Source organism: Rhodococcus sp. NPDC003322, assembly GCF_053589555.1.
Genome location: NZ_JBSFSC010000004.1, coordinates 349,341 through 372,091, shown reverse-complemented (window position 1 = coordinate 372,091; position 22,751 = coordinate 349,341). Strand labels below are relative to the sequence as shown.

The following is a 22,751-nucleotide window of genomic DNA, read 5'->3' as shown; positions in this document are numbered from 1 at the left end:
GCGTGTTTTCGGCCGCTCCCCGGTCATCTCACCTGATGCACAGAACGCTCACGACCGCCTCTCGCCGAATCTCTCGATTCGAGTGACGTGGTCGTGAGCGTTCTGTGCGTTCGGGGCCGGAAACACGCACCCGGGGGCCGGAGCCTCACCCCAGCGGAAGTTTCTAGCGCGACCGGACCAGCGCGGTGCCGGTGGCGCGGTCGTGCATGCCGCGACCGTCGGTGTCGGTGATCAGCGGCGGGACCATGAACACCAGCAGCACCTGACGGGCCAGCGCCCGCACGATGCCGACCGGGACCGGCTTGTCGATCCGCGCGACCTGCAGTCCGACGCAGTACTGGCCGGGCGTGAACGAGAACAGCGTCACGGTCACGACACCGACCACGAACCACACCATCAGCACGACGCTGGACAGCCGGCTGTCGAGGGCGTCGCCGCCGAGGAGCAGGATCGACACGCCGCCGGCCATCAGCCAGTCGATCATCAGCGCGGCGAGGCGGCGGCCGGAACCGACCAGCGACCCCGGGCCGCTCTCGGGTAGCCCGATCCGCTCTCCCCGGTACTTCGGGGTACCGTCGTCGTCGATCGGGAGTGCGGCCGTCGGGCCGGAGAGCCAGGATCCAGTCATACGAGCCATGTGTCCAGGATAAGCGCACCCCGGCACCTCACAACGGTCGCGTGCACGATGTGACCTACGTCGTAAATCGCGACGTGTAACACTGGCGAAACACGGACTTGATTGTTGGGCAACACCGAGTCCATACCGTCGCCTCGACGAACCCGCCGCAATCAACACTGGCTGGGACCCAACTGAAGGAGCACAAGCGTGGCGTTCAGCACGGCCGAAGAGGTCATCAAGTACATCGCCGACGAGCAGGTCGAGTACGTCGACATCCGATTCAGCGACCTGCCCGGCGTCCAGCAGCACTTCTCGATCCCGGCTTCGGCGTTCAACAAGGATGTCTTCGAGGACGGCCTCGCGTTCGACGGCTCGTCCGTCCGCGGCTTCCAGTCCATCCACGAGTCGGACATGATGCTGCTGCCCGACGTCTCGACCGCGCAGATCGACCCGTTCCGTGCCGCCAAGACGCTGAACATCAACTTCTTCGTCCACGACCCGTTCACCCGTGAGTCCTACAGCCGCGACCCCCGCAACGTCGCCCGGAAGGCCGAGGAGTACCTGAAGTCCACCGGCATCGCCGACACCGCTTTCTTCGGTGCCGAGGCCGAGTTCTACATCTTCGACAACGTCTCCTACGAGTCGAACATGAACGGCGCGTTCTACAAGCTCGACGCCGTCTCCGGCGCCTGGAACACCGGCAACGAGCGCAACGCCGACGGCAGCCCGAACCTCGGCTACAAGGTCCGCGCGAAGGGTGGCTACTTCCCCGTCGCCCCGTACGACCACTATGTCGACCTGCGTGACGAGATCTCCACCAACCTGACCAACGCGGGCTTCGAGCTCGAGCGCGGCCACCACGAGGTCGGCACCGGCGGCCAGCAGGAGATCAACTACAAGTTCAACACCCTCCTCGCCGCGGCCGACGACCTGCAGCTGTTCAAGTACATCGTCAAGAACACCTGCTGGCAGCACGGCAAGTCCGCCACCTTCATGCCGAAGCCGCTCTTCGGTGACAACGGCTCGGGCATGCACGTCCACCAGTCGCTGTGGAAGGACGGCAAGCCGCTGTTCCACGACGAGGCCGGCTACGCGGGTCTGTCCGACCTGGCCCGCTGGTACATCGGCGGCATCCTGCACCACGCGCCGTCGCTGCTCGCGTTCACCAACCCGACGATCAACTCGTACCACCGCCTGGTTCCGGGCTACGAGGCCCCGATCAACCTGGTCTACAGCCAGCGCAACCGCTCCGCGGCCGTCCGCATCCCGATCACGGGCAACAACCCGAAGGCCAAGCGCCTCGAGTTCCGCGCGCCGGACTCCTCGGGCAACCCGTACCTGAACTTCGCCGCGCAGATGATGGCCGGCCTGGACGGCATCAAGAACAAGATCGAGCCGATGGCTCCGGTCGACAAGGACCTGTACGAGCTCCCGCCGGAGGAGGCCCGCAACATCCCGCAGGCCCCCACCAGCCTGTCTGCCGTCATCGACCGGCTCGAGCAGGATCACGACTACCTCACCGAGGGTGGCGTGTTCACCACCGACCTGATCGAGACCTGGATCTCCATCAAGCGTGAGCAGGAGATCGCGCCCGTGAACCTGCGGCCGCACCCCTACGAGTTCCAGCTCTACTACGACGTGTAAAGAGTCGGCACTGGAATCAGGGCTCTGACCTGGCAAATCATCTTGGAGCGCCTGATTCCGTCCGCGGTTCGTCCGCAGTAGATTTCGAGTCGGCCCGCCCGGCGATCACTGAACCGATCGCCAGGCGGGCCGACTCGTCTGCATCCGGCCACATGTGCGCGTGGACGTCCACCCGTGGATCACCGGTGTTCCTCGGGTGACTGCTCGAGCCAAGGACAGCCGTTCACCAACACAAGGTGATTCCTTTTGCCTGTACGCCAATGGAACATGTTCTAGGTTGGGACGGTCGCCATGGTGTCGCGAAAGGAAACCCGATGCAGTTCAACCTTGCGGACGTCTTCGAAACGGTCGCTTCCGCAGTGCCCGATCGTGTCGCACTGAGCTATGAGGGCGAGAACCTCTCCTACGCTGAGCTGGATGGAGAGGCGAACAAGACTGCCGCGATGCTCACCGCGGCGGGTGTCTCGGCGGGTGATCACGTCGCCCTGTTCCTGAAGAACAGCGTTGAGCACGTCACGAGCATCCTCGGCCTCGTCAAGCTCCGCGCCGTGCCGATCAACGTCAACTACCGGTACACACCCGCGGAGCTGGAGTACATCTTCACCAACTCCGACTCCGCCGCCGTCGTCGTCGAGCTTCCCGAGCATCAGGTGACCCTCGCCGGTCTGCTCGAGTCCTGCCCGCTGATCCGGACCGTGGTCGTGGTCGGCGACACAACCGACGAACTTCGGGCCGCCGCCGCAGCCCGCGGCGTCGCCCTCGTCGACTTCGCCGACGCTCGCGACCAGCCGGCGACCGGCAACTTCGCGACTCGTTCCGGTGACGACCTGTACGTGCTGTACACCGGTGGTACCACCGGGTACCCGAAGGGCGTCATGTGGCGTCAGGACGATTTCTTCCGCAAGCCGCTCTCCGGCGGCAACCCGTACGGCGAGGGCGCCCGGCAGGATCTCGCGGAGGTCGCGGCCGCGGCGAAGGAGTTCCCCGACCTGGCGTTCCTGATCGCGGCGCCGCTCATGCACGGCGCCGCGCTGTACTCGTTGTTCACCTTCTTCACACTCGGCGCGCGCGTCGTGCTGCGCCGGGACTTCAACCCGGAGAAGGTCGTCGAGTCGATCGAGACGGACCGCGTCCAGGTGATTCTCATCGTCGGCGACGGCATGGGCCTGCCGCTCGTCGACGAGATGGAACGCCGCAACGGCGAGGTCGACATGAGCTCGCTGTTCTCGATCACCTCCGGCGGCGCGATCTGGTCGACCAGCGTTCGCGACCGGATGCTCGCGGTGAAGCCGGACCTGCTGCTGCGCGACAACTTCGGTGCGTCCGAGTCGGGCAACGACGGAGCGTTCACCGTCGACGAAGCCGGCAACCTGCGGATGCCGCCGTCGCCGAACATGATCGTCGTCGACGAGCGATTCGAGCAGATCCCCGCAGGCTCCGATGACATCGGCTACATCGCTCGGATCGGCAACGTCCCGCTCGGCTACTACAAGGACGAGGAGAAGACAGCTCGAACGTTCCCGACCCGCGCTGACGGTGTCCGGATGTCGGTGCTCGGCGACATGGGCCGGGTCGAAGCGGACGGCACCATCGTCTTCCTCGGGCGCGGCTCGCAATGCATCAACACCGGTGGCGAAAAGGTCTTCGCCGAAGAGGTCGAGGCCGCGCTGCATGCGCATCCGTCGATTTCGGATGCACTCGTTGTGCCGATCCCGGACGAGCGTATGGGCCAGCAGGTCGCAGCGGTGATCGCGACCTATCCAGACTCGTCCGAGCTCACGCTCGACGAAGTCCAGGAACATTGCCGGAAGTCCCTCGCCGGGTACAAGATCCCGCGTTCGGTGGTCCTCGTGGATGAAGTCAAGCGGACCCCGGCCGGCAAGGCCGACTACCGCTGGGCGACTTCCATGGCATCGTCCTAGGAAGGTGGCGGCACCCCTGGGCGGCCACCCGGTCGCCCAGGGGTGTCGCCCGCCACTCGTGTCGCTGGGCCGCACGGCCGTCCGGGATGATCGACGACATGCCCGCCGCCCGCCGCACCGACCGCCGGAGCACGTTCGACCGTGCCGCGCGGGCCTATCACGGGGCCCGGCCCGAGTACCCGCCTGCGCTCTTCGACGAACTCGTCCGCGCGACCGGGGTGACGCCGGGCGATTCCCTGCTGGAGGTCGGCGGCGGAACCGGCAAGGCGACGGTCGAGCTGGCACGACGCGGTTTCGCCGTCACGTCGGTGGAACTGGGCCCAGCGCTGGCCGCGGTCGCGCGGGAGAACCTCGCGCCGTTCGCGCACGCCGAGGTGGTCTGCGCCGACTTCGAAACCTGGGAGCCGGCGCCGTCGGTGTCCTTCGACCTCGTGTTCGCTGCGACGGCGTGGCACTGGATCGACCCCGCGATGCGATACGGCAAGGCCGCCAGGCTCCTTCACCCACACGGGCATCTTGCGTTCTGGACGGCGCTGCACGTCGTGCCCGACGAGGGCGACCCCTTCTTCCAGGACATCCAGCCGATCTACGACGAGATCGGCGAAGGAATGCCGCCCGGAACGGTCTGGCCCCGCCCCGGCGAACTCGCCGATCATCGGGCGGAGATCGAGGCGACCGGGCTCTTCGAGGGTGTCGCGGTGCGTCATTTCGACTGGGAGGTCGGCTACGACGCGGACGGCTACCTCGCGCTTCTGGACACCTTCTCGAGCCACATCGCGATGGCGGGGTGGCAGCGGGAGCGTCTCCACGGCGAGATCCGCCGACGCATCGACGACCGACCGGACCACCGGGTGCGGCGCCATTTCGGCGCCGTCCTCCACACCGCCCGTCGTGTGGAGCGTCTGCCGAACCTGGCCTGACTCCTGCCCGGCGAGCACCGGCTGCGGGGGTGTCCGGTCCCGATCAGCGAGAAGTTGCCACATCCACGGCACCCTCCGCAATAGCTTCGATTCGTGACCACCGGCATCCAGACATTTCCGCACCTCCTCGCTCCCGGCAGCATCGGGCCGATGACGCTGGACAACCGCGTCGTTCTGCCCGCGATGGACATGAACCTCTGCGAGGACGGCGAGATCCACCAGGGCGACATCGATCACTTCGCGGCCCGCGCCGCCGGCGGCACCGGCCTGATCATCACCGGATGCGCCGCGGTGGCCTATCCGGCGGGCTGCACCAGTCGCAAGGAGCCGGGGCTGTCCGAGGACCGGTTCATCCCCGGCCTCAAGGCACTCGCCGACGCGATCCACGAGGCGGGCAGCAAGCTGTGCGTGCAGATGGTGCACCACGGCAAGGTCGCCCGCATCGACAATCTCGACGGCCGCCCGCAGCTGGTGCCGTCCATTCCGAAGCCGCCCGGCGACATGAGCGCGATGATCGACTGCACCCCCGAGGAACTCGGGAAGATGGCCGCCATCCAGGAGGGCAAGCGGGCGACCTACCACGAGGCCACCCAGGAGGACCTCGACTGGCTGGTGCGGATGTTCGCCGAGGCCGCGGGCCGCGTCCTGGCCGCAGGTGGTGACGCGGTCGAGATCCACTGCGCCCACAACTACGTCCTCGGCGGCTTCCTGAGCCGCTACTCGAACCAGCGCACCGACGAGTACGGCGGGTCACTGGAGAACCGCGCCCGGCTCGCGTGCGAGGTGATCAGCGCGGTCAAGGAGAAGGTGGGTGACGGCCTGGCGATCATCGTGCGCCTGGCCGGGCAGGAGTACGGCGAGTCCGACGGCCTGACCGCCGACGAGGCAGCCGCCGCGGCGGCCCTGTTCGAGAAGGCCGGCGCGGACGCCATCCACGTCACAGGCACCGCACTGAACGCCTTCGCGAACTTCACCGACGGTCCGCTGCCCGACAAGGTCGGCTATTACACCGACAATGCGGCGATCGTGAAGCGCGCGGTGTCGATTCCCGTGATCACCGTCGGCCGGATGCTCCCCGAGGTCAGCGAGAAGATGATCTCCGAGGGCAAGACCGACTTCGTCGCAATGGGCCGTCAACTGCTCGCCGACCCCGGTCTGGTCGGCAAGCTCAAGGCCGGGCGGGCCGAGCAGGTCCGGCCCTGCATCAACTGCTACGTCTGTGTGCAGGAGAACTTCTGGGACGAGACGCCGCTGTGCGCGGTCAACCCCGCACTCGGCAACGAGGCCCTGCTGCCGTTCCCCGCAGTCAAGGCCCGCAAGCACGTCGTCGTGGTCGGCTCCGGCCCGGGCGGACTCGAGTCCGCGCGCGTCGCCGCCGAGCGGGGCCACCGCGTCACGGTCCTGGAGAAGTCCGACCGCGTCGGCGGCACGCTGTGGTTCTCCACGCTGACCACCCCGGACAACGAACGGCTGCTGAACTGGCTGACGAGCGAGGTGACACGGCTCGGCGTCGAGGTGCGGCTGAACACCACGGCCACCGCCGCGTCGGTGCGTGCCCTCAACCCGGACGAGGTCGTCGTCGCGACCGGCGCGGTGCGCGAACGCCCGAACGTACCCGGCGGCAATCTGCCGCACGTGCAGACCGGCGACACGATGCGCGCACTGATGAGCGGATCGGGTGACGTCTCCGAGCAGTCCGCGCTCTTCCGTGCACTGGGCAAGTTGGCAGGGCTGACCGGAATCACCAAGAGCCCGGGCAGGATTCGTGACCTGAGCCGCCGATTCCTCAAGTTCCTTCCGATGACCCGCAACGTCGTCGTGATCGGCGGCTCGCTGGTCGGCCTCGAGCTCGCCGAGTTCCTCGCCGAGCGGGGCAGCCGCGTCACCCTGATCGAAGAGGGCCAGCAGCTCGGTGTGCCGATGGCGATGCCGCGGCGCTGGACCGCCGTCAAGCACTCGCGTGAGGTGGGCGTGAACATCTACCGCAAGGCGACGGTCAAGCGCATCACCCGCAAGACCGTCGAGTTCACCGCCGGCGGCGAGACCCTCACCGTGCCGGCGTCGCTGGTCGTGGTGGCGACCGGGGTGTCGGCCGCAGCTCCGCTGGCCGATGCCCTCGGCGCGTCCGGTGTGAACGTCCGCGTGGTCGGCGACGCAGGCTCCGTCGACTACATCGAGGGTGCGATGCATTCCGCGTGGAAGGTCGCCACCGAGATCTGAGTCACACCACGCGGCCCGGTCACCGAGGCCCGTCCGCCCCTTCCCGGGGTGGACGGGCCTCGACCCGTTTCCGGACGATCCACCTCAACGGGACACGCCACGATTCCCCGAACGTTGCACGGGCACTCTCCCGGGAGCAAGGTGATCTGTGACCAACGGAACAGTGGGAGGTGAGCGCGCGGTGGATCTGCAGACCTGGTGGGAATTCGTCAGCGCCCGTCGCCAGCAACTGGTCACCGACTCGTTCCTGCACGTCAGCGCCGTCGTCCAGTCGGTGATCCTGGCGACGATCCTCGCCGTCGGGATCGGCATCGCCGTCTACCGCAGTCCGTTCGGCTCCACCGTCGCGACCGGGTTGGCCAGCACCATCCTGACGGTTCCCTCGTTCGCGCTGTTGGGCCTGCTAATCCCGATCATGGGGCTCGGTGTGCGCCCGACCGTGACGGCCCTGGTCCTGTACGCGCTGCTGCCGATCATCCGGAACACCATCATCGGCCTGGCGTCGGTCGACCCGGCGGTCAGCGACGCGGCCCGCGGGGTCGGGATGAGCCGGTTGCGAATCCTCGGCCGGATCGAACTGCCGCTGGCCTGGCCGTCGATCCTGACCGGCATGCGCGTGAGCACCCAGATGCTGATGGGCATCCTCGCGATCGCCGCCTACGCGAAGGGCCCTGGACTGGGCAATCTCATCTTCTCCGGCCTCTCCCGCGTCGGCAGCCCGAACGCCGTCCCGCAGGCGCTGACCGGCACCGTGCTCATCGTCATCCTCGCGCTGATCCTCGACGGCATCTACGTCGTGATCGGCAAGCTGACCACGTCGAAGGGAATCCGATGAGCGCCGCCGACCAGCACGACAATCACGGCGGCGCAGGCGCCGGGGCCCACGGTGTCGAGATCGTCCTGGACGAGGTCGTCAAGCGGTACCCGAACGCGCCCACGCCCGCCGTCGCTGGTGTCTCGATGACGATCCCCGCCGGCGAGACCGTGGTGTTCGTCGGCCCGTCCGGCTGCGGCAAGACCACCACGATGCGGATGATCAACCGGCTCATCGAACCGACGTCGGGCACCATCACCATCGGCGGCCGGGACGCGCTGTCCATCGACGCGGACAAGCTGCGACGGGGAATCGGGTACTCCATCCAGCAGGCGGGTCTGTTCCCCCACGTCACCGTCGGCAAGAACATCGCGACCGTGCCCGGACTGGTCGGGTGGGACCGCAAGCGCATCGCGGCCCGCGTCGACGAGATGCTCGACCTGGTCGGCCTCGACCCCGACACGTACCGGAACCGCTACCCGCGGCAACTGTCCGGCGGTCAGCAGCAACGCGTCGGGGTGGCCCGGGCGCTGGCCGCCGATCCCCCGGTGCTGCTGATGGACGAGCCGTTCGGCGCGGTCGATCCGATCACCCGCGGCCTGCTGCAGGACGAGTTGCTGCGTCTGCAGTCCGAACTCGGGAAGACGATCGTGTTCGTCACCCACGACTTCAACGAGGCCGTCAAGCTCGGTGACCGGATCGCGGTGCTGGGCAACCAATCCCGCATCCTGCAGTACGACACCCCGGAGGCGATCCTGGCCAATCCGGCGGACGAGACGGTCGCCGGGTTCGTCGGCGGCGACGCCTCCCTCAAGCAGTTGACACTGACCCGGGTGCGGGACGTTCGGCTGCTGCACTGCCCCACCGTCCACGAGGACGGATCCGTCGAGGAGTTCCGGGACGCGCTGCTGGCCCGCAAGCGCCGGTGGGGACTGGTCCTCGACCACCGGAACCGGCCGCTGCGGTGGGTGTCGCCCCCGCATCTGGCGCACGCGACGTCGCTCCGCGGAGTGGGTGATCCGGTCGGCGAGCTCGTCTCGGTGCAGTCGACGCTGCAGGACGCGCTCGAGGCGCTGCTGGCGGAGTCGAGCGCGTCGACGGTCGTCACCGGCCGGCGGGGCGAGTACGCGGGCCTGATCACCATCGACATCCTCGTCGCGGCCCTGCGCGAACTGCGCGAGGAGCACGCGGGCGACCACGACGACGAGCACGCGGACGCCAGCTGGATCGAGCCGACGGGCCGGCACGGCGGATCCCGGCCGGCCGTCCCCGGGGCGCAGGCGGTCCCCGCGGAGGAGGCGACGCCGTGAGCACCGTCGCCGAGGGCCGATCGGAACGGGCCCGGCTGCTGGTCCAGCCGGTGCTGGTGCTGATACTGGTTGCGGGAGTGCTGTTCTGGGCGTTCAACCGGGAGCTCACCGCCACCCAGCAGGCCAGCATCAGCATCTCGAACATCGCGAACCTGACGTGGGAGCACGTGCTGATCACGGTCGCGGTCGTCGCGATCGTGCTGGTGCTCGCGGTGCCGTTGGGCACCCTGCTCACCCGTCCCGGCTGGAACCGGGTGGCGCCCTTCTTCGTCGGCATCGCGAACGTCGGGGCGGCGGCGCCCGCGATCGGCCTACTGGTGCTGTTCTACCTCGCCACCCGCACCACCGGGTTCTGGATCGGGGTGCTGCCGATCGCCTTCTACTCGCTGCTTCCGGTGCTGCGCAACACGATCCTCGGCTACCAGGAGGTCGACCCCGCGCTGATCGACGCGGGCCGCGGCCAGGGCATGTCCGCGGTGACGGTGCTGCGCCGGGTGGAGTTCCCGATGGCGGTGCCCTACATCCTCGCCGGACTGCGAACGTCGCTGGTGCTCGCGGTCGGCACCGCGACACTGTGCTTCCTGGTCAGCGCCGGGGGGCTCGGGATCCTCATCGACACCGGCTACAAGTTGCGCGACAACGTCACCCTGGTGGTCGGCGCGGTGCTCGCCGTCGCGCTGGCACTGTTCGTCGATTGGCTCGGTGCGCTCGCCGAGGTGTACCTCGGCCCGAAGGGGTTGCGTTGACATGAAAGCTGCCCTGTCATGAGAACCCTGCGCGCGATGGTCGCGGTGGCCGCGGTGGTGGCCACCCTGTCGGCGTGCGGTCTCGAGTCCGGCGGCGCCGTGCCACTGGAGGTCGGGCCGGGCAGCATCACCCCGGTCGAGGAACTCGAGGGCGTCCCGGTGACCGTGGGATCCAAGGACTTCACCGAGCAGATCATCCTCGGCTACATCATCGAGTTCGCCCTATCCGCAGCCGGGGCGGACGTGCGCGACCTGACGAACATCCAGGGGTCGAACAGCACCCGGGACGCGCAGCTCGCCGGGCAGATCGACGTCACCTACGAGTACACCGGCACCGGCTGGATCAACTATCTCGGTCACGAGCAGCCGATCCCCGACCCAACCGCGCAGTTCGAGGCGGTCCGGGACGAGGACCTCGAACGCAACGGCATGGTGTGGACCGATCCCGCACCGATGAACAACACTTATGCCCTGGCCACCAACCGGGCCACCGCGGACGCGACCGGGGTGCGCACCCTCTCGGACTACGCGGCGCTGGTGGAACGCGACCCGGCGGCCGCGACCACGTGCGTGGAGACCGAGTTCAACGTGCGGCAGGACGGCTACCCGGGCATGGCCGCCGCGTACGGGTTCGATCCCACCAAGGCGGACAAGCGCCTGCTGCAGACCGGCATCATCTACCAGGCGACCGCGGACGGCACGCAGTGCAAGTTCGGCGAGGTGTTCACCACGGACGGCCGAATCGTCGCCCTCGATCTGGTCCTGCTCGAGGACGACCGGTCGTTCTTCCCGAAGTACAACCCGGCGATCACGATGCGGGAGGAGTTCGCCCGCGAGCACCCCGAGATCGCCGAGGTGATGGCCCCGATCTCCGCGGCGCTGACCAACGAGGAGATCAGCGAACTCAACCGCCAGGTCGACGTCGACGGCCGCGAGCCCGCCGACGTCGCCCGGAACTGGCTGGCCGACAAGGGCTTCGTCACCATTCCCTAGGCACGTCGTGAACAGTGACGGAGCCGCCTACAGTGCGCGGAAGCGCGGGATCAGGTGCTCGGCGACCTGCTTCGCCTCGTCGATCAGCGGCCAGCCGGCGAGGATGAGCGACGTCAGGCCGGTGCGATCGCGCAGGGTCCGCACGTGCCCGGCGATCTCGTCGGGATCGCCCACGTAGTAGACGGCGGACGAGCCGGTCGCGAAGATGTCCAGCGGAGACCAGGCGGTGATGCCGGCGTACAGGCCGTCACCGAGGTACAGGTCCTCCGGTTCCGGGATCTTCCCGGAGACGATGGTGTTCACCCAGCCCTGCCGCTGGGCGTCCCGGGCGGTGAACGTCTTGAGATCCTGCGCGCCGCCGGTCCGCCTGCGGACCGCCTTGTCGAGGACGTCGGTGATCTGGTCGATGCCGGCCTTCTCGAACAGCGACCGGAAGCGGTCCATGGCCTCGTCCCGGGTGGGGCGCACGATCACCCCGGACAGCGCACCGAAGTCGCTGAACTCGCGACCGGCCGCTGCGGCCGCCGCCCGCGCACCGGCGAACTTCTCCTCGATGAACGCCGTCTCCCGCAGCATCGCCAGGTAGGCGTCGAGGACCTTGCCCGAGTTCGCCAGTCCCGCAGCCGAATCACCGGTGCCCCACAGCGGAACCGTGTGCCCCTCGGCCGAGTCGACGCGCAGCGGGGTGTTCGGGAAGTTGGACTCGGTGCCCTCGCGGTAGTAGCGCCGGAAGTCGGCCCAGTACTGCTCCCCCAGTTCGTACCGCCGGTCGTGCTCGACGTTCATGTCGTACTTGGTGAGGATGTTGTCGCGGCCGTTGACGGAGTTGATCATCAGCCGGCCACCGCTGAACGCGTCGAAGGTCAGGGCCTTCTCGGCGAGCAGCCGGGCGGGGGTCATGTTGGCGTACACCGCGACCAGGAACTTCATCCGCGAGGTGTGCGAGGCCGCCCACGTCGCCGACAGGAACGGATCGTTCGACCAGGTCGCCACGAGGGCGCCGTCGAAGCCGCCCTCGTCGATGGTCTTGGCGAGTTCGATCTGCCGCTGCCCGTCGACGGGGTACAGCCCGCCCGGGCTCCACGGGAAGTCGCCGTCGGCCTGGGTCAGGTACCAGAAGGTCTTGATGCTCACAGGTTCCCGGCCTTCTCGGTCGCGTCGAAGGTCTCGACCCGGGCGCGATCGGCGAGCGTCGTGGCGTCGACGGTGTACAGCGCGTCGAGATAGGCGACGGCGAACGATCCCGGGCCGGACGCGTTCGCCTCGGCGATCTCCGACGCGACCGCGACGTGCGCGTGCGCGGCGGCGAGCCCGATCAGCGGGGTCGGTGCCACCGCGAGGTACGCGGCGACGAGACCGCCGAGCGAGCAGCCGGTGGAGGTGACGCGCGGCAGCATCGCGCTGCCGCCGCCGATCCGGACCCCGACGACACTGCCGTCGGCGGCCCGTCCCACCAGGTGGTCGACGGGTCCGGAGGCCGAGACGACCTCGGCGTGGTCGAGCAGGGCGAGGGCCGCGGGCACGGCGGCGGCCGGGTCGTCGGAGCTGTCCACGCCGCGGGTGTCGCCGCCGAGCCCGGCCAGCGCGATGATCTCGGACGCGTTGCCCCGGATCGCGGTGGGCCGGTACTTCAGCAGGTCCACGGCGAGGCCGCTGCGCCACGCGAGGCCGCCGACGCCGACGGGGTCGAGCACCCAGGGGGTGCCCGAGTCGTGCGCGGCCTCCGCGGCCGCGGTGAACGCCGCTGCGGTGCCGTCGTCGGGGGTGCCGAGGTTGACCAGCACACCTCCCGCGATCCGCGCGAAGTCACCGGCCTCGTGGGCGTTGTCGATGTGCGCGTTGCTGGCGCCGGCCGCGAGCAGCACGTTGGTCAGGAAGTTCGCCGACACGACGTTGGTCAGGGAGTGGACGAGCGGGACCCCGGCGCGGAGGGCGTCGAGGGCGCGACCGAGGTCGTCGGAGGTCAGGGCAGTGGTCATGGAGAATTCCTGTGGCAGAGAGGGTTTCGAGGGTTCGGGACTATCGGCGCCGGTGACATCGCTTCATTCGTCACCACCTGCGGTCGTGACCATCGGCAGTGCCGGGTCAGCGGACCACTCTTCGATCGACCCGTCGTACACCTGCAGGTCGTCGTGGCCGGCGAGGACGAGACCGAGCGCGGTCAGGCACGCCGACACGCCGCCACCGCAGTAGAGGACGACCGGCCGCTCGGCGCCTGCGAGGGCGTCCTCGGCGAGCGCCCGCACCTCGTCGACGCCGCGAACGAGTCCATCGTCGTCGAGCAGGCTCTTCGCGGACAGGTTGCGGCTGCCGGGGAGGTGCCCGCGCCGGCTGTACCGGGTCTGCTCGGCACCCGAGAACTGCGCGGGGGCCAGCGCGCACACCAGGGTGCCGGGCGCGTCGCCCTCTACGATCGCGGACACGTCGGCACGGTCCACCCAGAGCGGCCGGTAGTGCAGCCCGGGATCGGTGGCGACCGCGGTCGACGGCGCCGCGTCGCCGGTCTCGACCGGCAGGCCGAGTTCCGTCCACCGGGCCAGACCCCCGTCGAGGACGCGTGCCTCGACACCGACACTGCGCAGCAGCCACCACACCCGCGAGGCCCAGGTCATCGAGCCCTGGTCGTAGACCACGACATCGACACCCGCCGAGATGCCCAGTGCCGCAAGCTCGTCCGCGAGCTGTCGGACCGGGGGCCGACTGAAGTGCAGGGTATTGGCGGTGTCCGAGAACGCACTGAGGAGATCGACGTGCCGCGAGCCGGGAACGTGGGCATCACGCCAGAGCGCTCCGCCGGACTCCGGCCGGTAGTCGCCGTCGAAGCGCGCGGGGGCGAGGAGGACGGTGACGTCCAGGACGACGGGAGTGTCGCCGCGACCGATCGCGTCGGACAGCTCGTCGACCCCGATCAACGGTGGGTTGTGCACGCTCACGCCTTCCTGAAAGTTCGAACGAACCGAACCTAAATGAGGACGAGCGTATACGCAAGTATTCGAATGTCTTCCCTGGCATAATCATCGCGGCGGCCGCGGACCGCGACCGAAAACGAGGGAGGACACGATGACGCGCGAGGACGACGACCTGGGCACCCTGATGCTCACCGGTGCGGCGGGCCGGTCGGATCAGACCTCGAAGCAGTACCTACGGCTGCGCGCGGACATCCTCGACGGCAAGTTCCCGCAGGGCGCGCCGCTGCACGAGACGCAGCTCAGCGAGACGTACGGCGCCTCGCGCACCCCCATCCGCGAAGCACTGAACTGGCTCGCCCACGACGGGCTCCTGGAACGAGCGGCGCGCGGGTTCCGGGTCCGGTCCGGCACACCCGAGGACGTGATCGAGATCTACGCCGCCCGCGTCGCTCTCGAATCCGAGGCCGCGGGAGCCGCCGCGATCCGGCACACCGACCTCGACATGGCCCGGCTCGAACGGCTGCACCGGTCGTGCTGCGACGCCGACGACGACGCAGCGGTCCGCACCGGCAACTTCCGCTTCCACGAGGCGCTGTGGCAGGCCGCGCACAACACGACGATCATGACGCTGCTCGTCCGCCTGACCACCCAGCTGCGGATCTACGACAGCGGCCCGCCGTCGAACTACGGCGAGCCGGACCTGCTCAATTCCGAGCACGACCTGATCCTCGACGCGCTGCGCGCCCGCGACGAGCGCGCCGCCCGCGAGCACATGCGCACCCACCTCGAGCGCAGCCGCGAGCAGCGCATCCGTCTCTTCGCCGGCGAGTAGCGCTACGCGCTCGTGCGCGGCTTGCGGGTGTGGGGACCCGCAAACCGCGCACGAGCGGCGCAGCCGCCTCAGTACCGGCGAGCGGCGTAGAACGGCATCGAGTCCAGCGGCGCCTTCTTCACCGGCTGACCGGTGGTCGGGGCGTGCACGACCATGCCGCCGCCGGCGTACAGGCCGACGTGCTCGGCGCCGTTGAACAGCACCACGTCACCGGGCTGCAGGTTCCCGCGCCCGACCGGGCTGCCGCCGTTCACCTGGTCGTACGTGGTGCGCGGCACGGAGACGCCGGCCTGCCGGTACGCCCACTGCACCAGGCCCGAGCAGTCGAAGGCATTCGGGCCGGTCGCGCCCCACACGTAGGGGGATCCCAGCTTGGACAGCGCGGCGTCGAGCGCACGCTGACCGTTGGTCGCCATCGGCGCCGGGAGGGGCGCCGAACCGGGGCCGGGGATCTCGACGGTTCCCACTCCGGGGATCGTGATCGGCTGTGCGGCCGCCGGGACGGCCGGCAGCGCCAGCACCCCACCGGCGATCGCGGCGGCCACAACCAGGCCACGAACGGATCGTGAGGTTCGCCGGGTGCTTGGCATGCGGTGCTTCGACATCTTCGCTGGTCCTCCGGGATTCTCCCGCCGACACGGTGCCGGCTCTGCCAACGAAGAATCCAGGGGGCCCGAAAGTCGGACGACCGTGGAAATACCTATGCGTATACCCGTAAAGCGGAAAACACGGAGTCGCCGCGTAGCGTCGTACGCCGTCGACAACGCGGAATGTCAGGCCCCGAAAACCCGTTCCACCACGGCTTTCGCCCGCCGGGTCACCCGCAGATAGTTGTCGAGGAACTCGTTGGCGTCACCGCCGTCGAAACCGGCGACCTGCGCGACCGCGGAGAGCACACGCCCGGGCCCGGGCAGCTGATCGGTGGGCTTTCCACGTACCAGCACCAGCGCGTTGCGGGCCTGCGTGGCGGTCAGCCACGACTCGCGCAGCAACTCGACATCGGTCTCGGCGAGCAGTTCCGCCGCCCCGATCGCGTCGAGGGTCTCGAGGGTCGAGGTGTTGTGCAACGAGGACACCTCGTGCGCGTGGCGGAGCTGGATCAGCTGCACCGTCCACTCGATGTCGGCGAGCCCGCCGCGCCCGAGCTTGGTGTGCGTCGCCGGGTCGGCGCCGCGCGGCAGGCGTTCGGAGTCGACCCGGGCCTTGATCCGCCGGATCTCGCGCACCGCGGTCTCCGAGACGCCGCCCTCCGGGTAGCGGAACTCGTCGATCATGTGCAGGAACCGCAGCCCCAAGTCCTCGTCGCCGGTGACCGCGTGCGCTCGGAGCAGCGCCTGGATCTCCCATGCCTGCGCCCACTGCCGGTAGTACGCCTGGTACGACGCGAGCGTGCGCACGACCGGACCGTTCCGGCCTTCCGGACGCAGACCGGTGTCGACCTCGAGCGGCGGATCGGTGCTCGGGGCCCCGAGCAGTTGGCGGACCCGGTCGGCGACCAGGTTCGCCCACTTGACGGCCCGCGTCTCGTCGATGCCGATCCGCGGCTCGCAGACGAAGAGCACGTCGGCGTCCGAGCCGTAACCCAGTTCGCCGCCGCCGAGCCGGCCCATGCCGATCACCGCGAGCGACGCAGGCGCCGGCTCCCCCAGCTCCGCCTCGCTCGCGCGGATCACCGCGTCGAGTGCGGCACCGAGCACCGCAACCCACACCGACGACAGCGCGTGGCACACCTGCTGGACGTCGAGCATGCCGAGCACGTCCGCGGACGCCACCCGGGCCAGTTCGTGCCGGCGCAACGACCGGGCCGCATTGACCGCGCGGACCGGATCGTCGTACCGCGCGGACGAAGCGAGGATCCCGCGCGCCACCTCTTCGGGCGCGGCGTCGAGCAGCCGGGGCCCCGTCGGGCCGTCGGCGAAGAGCCGCAGCACGTCCGGCGCCTTGATCAACAGGTCCGGGATGTAGGCCGACGAGCCGAGCACGATCATCAGCCGCTGTGCGACCGCGCCCTCGTCACGCAGCACCCGCAGATACCAGTCGGCGTCGACCATCGCGTCCGACAACCGCCGGTACGCGAGCAGCCCGGCATCGGGATCCGGTGTGTCGCTGAGCCATTCGAGGAGCGTCGGCAGCAGCAGGGCCTGGATCCGGCCCTTGCGCGACGCGCCGGAGGTGAGCGCCTTGAGGTGTCCGAGGGCGTTCTCCGGCGCCACGTACCCGAGTGCGGCGAGCTGACGGACGGCGGCATCCGGGCCGAGCACCAGCGCCTCCTTGTCCAGGCGCGCAACGGATTCGAGCAGCGGGCGGTAGAACAGCTTGACGTGCAGGCGCCGGATGCGGTGCGCGTTGCGCTTGACCTCCGCGTTCAGCACTCCGAGCGAGTCGAGACGTCCGTCGGGACGCATGTGCGCCGCCCGCGCCAGCCAGCGCAACGCCTCTTCGTCCTCGGCCGGCGGCAGGGTGTGCGTGCGCTTGAGCTTCTGCAGCTGCAGCCGGTGCTCGATCAGCCGCAGGAACTCGTAGGAGGCGGTGAGGTTGGCGGCGTCGTCACGGCCGATGTAGCCGCCGCCGGCGAGGGCGGTCAGCGCGTCTATGGTGCTCTGCACCCGCAGCGACTCGTCCGCCCGGCCGTGCACCAACTGCAGCAGCTGCACGGCGAACTCGACGTCGCGCAGGCTGCCGCGGCCGAGCTTGATCTCCCGCTCGCGCAGCTCGGGCGGGACCATCTCCTCCACCCGCCGGCGCATCGCCTGCACCTCGGGGACGAAGTCCTCACGTTCGGCGGCAGTCCACACCATCGGGTTCAGCGCGTCGAAGTAGCGCTGGCCGAGCTCGAGGTCACCGGTGGCCGGGCGAGCCTTGAGCAGCGCCTGGAACTCCCACGTCTTGGCCCAGCGCTTGTAGTAGGCGATGTGCGAGTCCAGGGTGCGGACCAGCTCACCGCGTTTGCCCTCCGGGCGCAGCGCGGCGTCGACCTCGAAGAACGCGGAGGTGCCGATCCGCATCAGCTCTCCGGCCAGCCGGCTGGTCGTGGAGTCGGCCGGCTCGGCGACGAACACGACATCGACGTCGCTGACGTAGTTCAGTTCGCGCGCACCGCACTTGCCCATCGCAATGACCGCGAGCCGGGACGGGCACGGGCCGTCCGGGAAGATGGCCGCGACGGCGACCGCAAGGGCCGCGGTGAGGGCGGCGTCCGCCATGTCCGACAGCTGGCGCCCGACCGCCTGGTACGGCAGCACCGGCTCGTTCTCGACGACCGCCGCCAGGTCCATCGCCGCGAGCACCATCAGCTGGTCGCGATACGTCCTGCGGAGCGCAAGGACGGCGTCCGGTCCGGTGATTCCGGCGCGATACACCAGGTTGGTCTCGGACGCGGACGCGTCGGGGACGGCCTGGACCGCGGCGAGCAGTTCGTCGGTCAGTTCCTTGTGGGTCGGCAGCAACACGTCCCCGCGCAGCAGCCGCCACTTCTCGGGGTCCGAGGCCAGATGGTCGCCGAGCGCACTCGACGCGCCGATCACCCCGAACAGCCGGCCCCGCAGGCCGGTGTCGGCGCGCACGGCGGCGTCGAGTTCGGCCCAGCCCTCACCGAGGCCCTCGCGCATCCGGACCAGGGTGCGCAGCGCCAGGTCCGCGTTCGCCGCACGCGAGAGCGACCACAGCAGTTCGACGCTGTCGGTGTTCACCCAGTCCAGTGCCGCCAGTTCGCCGGGCGCGGTGGCCTCGACGAGACCGAGTCGACCGACGCCGGGGATCGTGGACCGGGCCGTGGGTGGCTTGACCATCGTCGGATTACAGCCCCAGGTAGCTCTGCAGCTCGAACGGCGTCACCTGGCTGCGGTAGTCCTCCCATTCCCGCCGCTTGTTGCGCAGGAAGAAGTCGAACACGTGCTCGCCCAGTGTCTCCGCGACGAGTTCCGAACGCTCCATCTCCGCGAGCGCTTCCCCGAGGCTGCCGGGCAGTTCCTTGTAGCCCATCGCACGGCGCTCGGCCGCGGTCAGCGACCACACGTCGTCCTCGGCCTCCGGCGGCAGCTCGTAGCCCTTCTCGATGCCGCGCAGACCGGCCGCGAGCAGCACCGCGAACGTCAGGTACGGGTTGCAGGCGGAGTCGGGGCTGCGGATCTCGACACGCCGCGACGACGCCTTGTTCGGCGTGTACATCGGCACCCGCACCAGCGCGGACCGGTTCGACGGCCCCCACGACGCGGCGGTCGGCGCCTCGCCGCCGTGCACGAGCCGCTTGTAGGAGTTCACCCACTGGTTGGTGACGGCGCTGATCTCGTTGGCGTGCTCGAGAATGCCGGCGATGAACGCCTTGCCGGTCTCCGACAGCTGGTTCGGGTCGTCGGGGTTGTGGAAGGCGTTGTTCTCGCCCTCGAACAGGCTCATGTGCGTGTGCATCGCGGAGCCCGCGTGCTCGGCGAACGGCTTCGGCATGAAGCTGGCGCGCACGCCCTCGTTCCGCGCGACCTCCTTGACGACGTAGCGGAAGGTCATCACGTTGTCCGCCATCGACAGCGCGTCCGCGTAGCGCAGGTCGATCTCCTGCTGACCCGGCGCGGTCTCGTGGTGGCTGAACTCGACGGAGATGCCCATCTGCTCGAGCGCGTCGATGGCGTGCCTGCGGAAGTTCGGCGCCGAGTCGTGCACGGCCTGGTCGAAGTAGCCGCCGCTGTCGGCGGGGACGGGCCGGGTGCCGTCCATCGGACCGTTCTCGAGCAGGAAGAACTCGATCTCCGGGTGGACGTAGCAGCTGAACCCGAGGTCGCCGGCCTTGCTCAGCTGCCTGCGCAGCACGTGCCGCGGATCCGCCCACGAGGGCGTCCCGTCCGGCATCGCGATGTCGCAGAACATCCGGGCCGAGTGCTGCCGCCCGTCCTTGTGCTCCCACGGCAGCACCTGGAACGTCGACGGGTCCGGCTTGGCGACGGTGTCGGCCTCCGAGACGCGGGAGAAGCCCTCGATGGCCGAACCGTCGAAGCCGATGCCCTCACTGAAGGCACCCTCGAGCTCGGCCGGGGCGATCGCCACGGACTTGAGGTAGCCGAGCACGTCGGTGAACCACAGTCGGACGAAACGAATGTCGCGCTCTTCGAGAGTGCGGAGCACGAATTCCTTTTGGCGATCCATGCACGCGAGAGTAGGCATCGCGCGTTAAATCTGTGTTACATCGCAGGAGTGGTTACGAACACGTGAGGTCGGCGCCGGGAGCGGCCAGGTCGATCAGGTACGCGACCACCGGATCGTCCACGCAGGAGACCCCGTTCAACGCCACCGTGTGCTGGGTGCCGCGGTAGGTGATCAGCGCCGCGCCGAGCTGCTTGGCCAGGTCCACGCCCGCCTGGTAGGGCGTCGCCGGGTCCTCCGTGGTGGACACGACCACGACCTGCGGCAGTCCCGCCGCGTCGACGGCGTGCGGCGTGGAGGTCGACGGCACCGGCCAGAAGGCACACGCGTCGAGGGGGGCGTTCCCGGTGCCGCGACCGTCGTCGAGGAACGGCGCCGCCCGCCGGTAGGCGTCGTCACCGGCCGCAGCCACCGCGCGGTCGGTCACCGCGGGATCGTCGACGCAGCGGACCGCGTTGAACGCGTCGTTGATGTTGCTGTAGCTGCCACCGTCACCGCGGCCCTGATACTGATCGGCGAGCAGCAGCAGCGAGTCCCCGCGCCCCTGTTCCAGCGCGGACAGGCCGCTGCGCAGCGCACCCCACAACTGCGGCGAGTACAGCGCCTGCTGCACACCGGTGATCGCGTCCTGATACCCCAGCCCGCGCGGGTCCGTAGTCTCGGCCGGCCGGGTGATCAGCGGGTCCACCAACGCCCGGAACCGCGGCACCGCCTGTCCCGGGTCCGAGCCGAGCGGGCAGTTCGCCTTCGTCGCGCAGTCGGCGGCGAAGTCCTCGAACGCCCGCTGGAACCCGGCCGCCTGCAACACCGTTTCCTCGACCGGATCCTGCTGCGGGTCGACCGCACCGTCGAGCACCATCGCCCGCACGTTGCCGGGGAAGGTCTCCGCGTAGGTCGAACCCAACCGGGTGCCGTACGAGTAGCCCAGGAAGTTCAACTGTTCGTCGCCGAGCACCGACCGGATGACGTCCATGTCGCGGACCACCTCACGGGTACCGACGTGGGCGAGGAACTCGGTTCCGGTGCGCTGCGCGCACTTGGCGGCGTAGTCGGCGTTCACCGCCTCGGAGTGCGCAATCCCCTCGGGACTCATGTCCACCCGCGGATCGGCGCGGTCGGCGTCGAACTCGGCGTCGGTCAGGCAGCGGATCTGCGGGGTGGACGCCCCGATCCCGCGCGGGTCGAACCCGATCACGTCGAACCGCTCGGCGAGGTCGGTGCCGTCCGCTGCGGTCGCCATCGACAGTCCCGACGCCCCGGGCCCGCCCGGGTTGACCAGCAGCGAGCCGATCCGGTCCCCGGTCGCGGCGCTACGCGAGATCGCGACCTGCGCGGTGTCGCCGGTCGGGTTGTCGTAGTCCACCGGCACCGTGACGCGGGCGCACTCGAGGCCGCTCGCGAGCGGACCGTCCGTCTCGTAGTCGGCACAGGACTCCCAGTGCACGTCCTGGGTGTAGAACCGCTCGAGCCCGACCGGGACCACGCCCGCGCCCGACGTCGGAGCCGCCGACTCGACAGGAGTCGGCGTCCCGGTCTCGGTCCCGCCCCCGGCGCAGCCGGCGACGAGTGCGGCCACCGCAATACCCGCGACCAGCGCCGCGGGAGTCCTCATACGCATGGCCTCGATGGTGCCACGCACCAGCGAACGCCCAGTTCCTCGCCGTTCGGCGGGTCCAGGACCTGCCGAACGGCGGTGTGACGAACCGCACGGTCGCGGCGGGGTCCGACGATGGCAGACTGTGCTTGTCATCACCCACAACCCGGGGACCCGCACTGGGCCTCGAGGCACGAAAGGGACACTGATGTCCGAGAATCCTGCGTCCGCGAACTCTGCGTCCGAGAACGCTCCCGTGTACGGCGGCGCACCGGCCCAGCCGGCCAAGCGCACCAAGATCCGCACCCACCACCTGCAGGCGATGAAGGCCGAGGGACAGCGCTGGGCGGAACTGACCGCCTACGACTACTCCACGGCCCGAATCTTCGACGAGGCCGGCATCCCGGTTCTGCTGGTCGGCGATTCCGCCGCAAACGTCGTCTACGGCTACGACACCACGGTCCCGGTCACCGTCGACGAGATGCTCCCCCTGGTCCGCGGCGTGGTCCGCGGCGCCCCGCACGCCCTGGTGATCGCCGACCTGCCGTTCGGCAGCTACGAGGCGTCGCCGCAGCAGGCGCTCGAGACCGCCTTCCGCTTCATGAAGGAGGGACAGGCGCACGCCGTGAAGCTCGAGGGTGGCGAGCGCGTGGCCCCGCAGATCGCGGCACTGACCTCCGCCGGCATCCCGGTCCAGGCGCACATCGGCTTCACCCCGCAGTCCGTGAACAGCCTCGGCGGGTTCCGGGTGCAGGGCCGCGGCGACGGTGCCGAACAGCTCGTCGCCGACGCGATCGCGGTCCAGGAGGCGGGCGCGTTCTCCGTGGTGATGGAGATGGTGCCCGCCGAGCTCGCCGGGCAGGTCACCCGCAAGCTGACCATCCCCACGGTCGGCATCGGTGCCGGCGTCGAATGTGACGCCCAGGTGCTGGTCTGGCAGGACATGGCCGGCTACACCAGCGGCAAGACCGCGAAGTTCGTGAAGAAGTTCGCCACGGTCGGTGAGACGCTGCGCGGCGCGGCCGCCGCGTACGCCGACGAGGTGCGGGTGGGCACGTTCCCCGCCGCCGAACACAGCTTCTGACCGACACGGAC

18 protein-coding genes are annotated in these 22,751 nt (G+C 69.4%); 10 read left to right on the top strand and 8 right to left on the bottom strand.

Features of this window, described 5'->3' with window-relative positions:
• Positions 1 to 163: 163 nt before the first annotated feature.
• Entirely contained in the window at positions 164 to 637 is a 474-nt protein-coding gene (locus ACWDUM_RS18035) for an RDD family protein (protein ID WP_450112830.1), read from the bottom strand.
• Positions 638 to 826: 189 nt separating this feature from the next.
• Between ACWDUM_RS18035 and glnA (ACWDUM_RS18030) the strand changes: the two genes are divergently transcribed.
• From glnA (ACWDUM_RS18030) to ACWDUM_RS17995, 8 genes are all read left to right on the top strand, one after another.
• Positions 827 to 2,263, top strand: a complete 1,437-nt coding sequence (gene glnA, locus ACWDUM_RS18030) for a type I glutamate--ammonia ligase (protein ID WP_450112829.1) — start codon at positions 827 to 829, stop codon at positions 2,261 to 2,263.
• Between the two features lie 314 nt (positions 2,264 to 2,577).
• Complete coding sequence (locus ACWDUM_RS18025; RefSeq protein WP_450134997.1) at positions 2,578 to 4,185, top strand: AMP-binding protein; 1,608 nt, start codon at positions 2,578 to 2,580, stop codon at positions 4,183 to 4,185.
• Positions 4,186 to 4,283: 98 nt separating this feature from the next.
• Positions 4,284 to 5,105, top strand: coding sequence for a class I SAM-dependent methyltransferase (locus ACWDUM_RS18020; protein WP_450134996.1), 822 nt, complete (start codon positions 4,284 to 4,286; stop codon positions 5,103 to 5,105).
• Between the two features lie 93 nt (positions 5,106 to 5,198).
• Complete coding sequence (locus ACWDUM_RS18015; RefSeq protein WP_450134995.1) at positions 5,199 to 7,325, top strand: oxidoreductase; 2,127 nt, start codon at positions 5,199 to 5,201, stop codon at positions 7,323 to 7,325.
• A 181-nt stretch (positions 7,326 to 7,506) separates the two neighbouring features.
• Positions 7,507 to 8,160, top strand: coding sequence for an ABC transporter permease (locus ACWDUM_RS18010; protein WP_450135207.1), 654 nt, complete (start codon positions 7,507 to 7,509; stop codon positions 8,158 to 8,160).
• Positions 8,157 to 9,449 (top strand): ATP-binding cassette domain-containing protein, encoded by a 1,293-nt coding sequence (locus ACWDUM_RS18005; protein WP_450134994.1) that lies wholly within the window; start codon positions 8,157 to 8,159, stop codon positions 9,447 to 9,449. Before ACWDUM_RS18010 ends, ACWDUM_RS18005 begins: the two co-directional genes overlap by 4 nt.
• On the top strand, positions 9,446 to 10,195 hold the full coding sequence (locus ACWDUM_RS18000; RefSeq protein ID WP_450112824.1) for an ABC transporter permease: 750 nt from the start codon (positions 9,446 to 9,448) through the stop codon (positions 10,193 to 10,195). Before ACWDUM_RS18005 ends, ACWDUM_RS18000 begins: the two co-directional genes overlap by 4 nt.
• An 18-nt stretch (positions 10,196 to 10,213) precedes the next feature.
• Entirely contained in the window at positions 10,214 to 11,188 is a 975-nt protein-coding gene (locus ACWDUM_RS17995; protein WP_450134993.1) for a glycine betaine ABC transporter substrate-binding protein, read from the top strand.
• A 27-nt stretch (positions 11,189 to 11,215) separates the two neighbouring features.
• Here the strand turns inward: ACWDUM_RS17995 and ACWDUM_RS17990 are convergent, their stop codons facing one another.
• From ACWDUM_RS17990 to ACWDUM_RS17980, 3 genes are all read right to left on the bottom strand, one after another.
• On the bottom strand, positions 11,216 to 12,322 hold the full coding sequence (locus tag ACWDUM_RS17990; RefSeq protein ID WP_450134992.1) for an LLM class flavin-dependent oxidoreductase: 1,107 nt from the start codon (positions 12,320 to 12,322) through the stop codon (positions 11,216 to 11,218).
• Complete coding sequence (gene thiM, locus ACWDUM_RS17985) at positions 12,319 to 13,167, bottom strand: hydroxyethylthiazole kinase (protein ID WP_450134991.1); 849 nt, start codon at positions 13,165 to 13,167, stop codon at positions 12,319 to 12,321. The genes ACWDUM_RS17990 and thiM overlap by 4 nt, the downstream gene beginning before the upstream one ends.
• A gap of 63 nt (positions 13,168 to 13,230) precedes the next feature.
• The gene (locus ACWDUM_RS17980) at positions 13,231 to 14,121 is read right to left on the bottom strand and encodes a sulfurtransferase (protein WP_450134990.1); all 891 of its coding nucleotides are present in this window, start codon (positions 14,119 to 14,121) and stop codon (positions 13,231 to 13,233) included.
• 127 nt (positions 14,122 to 14,248) lie between these two features.
• Between ACWDUM_RS17980 and ACWDUM_RS17975 the strand changes: the two genes are divergently transcribed.
• Positions 14,249 to 14,929, top strand: a complete 681-nt coding sequence (locus ACWDUM_RS17975; protein WP_450112819.1) for a GntR family transcriptional regulator — start codon at positions 14,249 to 14,251, stop codon at positions 14,927 to 14,929.
• Positions 14,930 to 14,997: 68 nt separating this feature from the next.
• On the opposite strand, the gene ACWDUM_RS17970 is transcribed toward ACWDUM_RS17975, so the two are convergent.
• The 4 genes from ACWDUM_RS17970 to ACWDUM_RS17955 form a co-directional block, all read right to left on the bottom strand.
• On the bottom strand, positions 14,998 to 15,534 hold the full coding sequence (locus ACWDUM_RS17970; protein ID WP_450112818.1) for a C40 family peptidase: 537 nt from the start codon (positions 15,532 to 15,534) through the stop codon (positions 14,998 to 15,000).
• Positions 15,535 to 15,702: 168 nt separating this feature from the next.
• Positions 15,703 to 18,717, bottom strand: coding sequence for a bifunctional [glutamine synthetase] adenylyltransferase/[glutamine synthetase]-adenylyl-L-tyrosine phosphorylase (locus ACWDUM_RS17965; protein WP_450134989.1), 3,015 nt, complete (start codon positions 18,715 to 18,717; stop codon positions 15,703 to 15,705).
• Positions 18,718 to 18,724: 7 nt separating this feature from the next.
• Positions 18,725 to 20,065, bottom strand: a complete 1,341-nt coding sequence (gene glnA / locus ACWDUM_RS17960) for a type I glutamate--ammonia ligase (RefSeq protein WP_450112816.1) — start codon at positions 20,063 to 20,065, stop codon at positions 18,725 to 18,727.
• Positions 20,066 to 20,117: 52 nt separating this feature from the next.
• The gene (locus tag ACWDUM_RS17955) at positions 20,118 to 21,680 is read right to left on the bottom strand and encodes an alpha/beta hydrolase (protein ID WP_450134988.1); all 1,563 of its coding nucleotides are present in this window, start codon (positions 21,678 to 21,680) and stop codon (positions 20,118 to 20,120) included.
• A 184-nt stretch (positions 21,681 to 21,864) separates the two neighbouring features.
• Here ACWDUM_RS17955 and panB point away from each other — a divergent pair, with 184 nt between their 5' ends.
• Positions 21,865 to 22,740 carry a 3-methyl-2-oxobutanoate hydroxymethyltransferase gene (gene panB, locus ACWDUM_RS17950; RefSeq protein WP_450134987.1) on the top strand — a complete coding sequence of 292 codons (876 nt, stop codon included), beginning with the start codon at positions 21,865 to 21,867 and terminating at the stop codon, positions 22,738 to 22,740.
• The last annotated feature ends 11 nt before the right edge of the window (positions 22,741 to 22,751 follow it).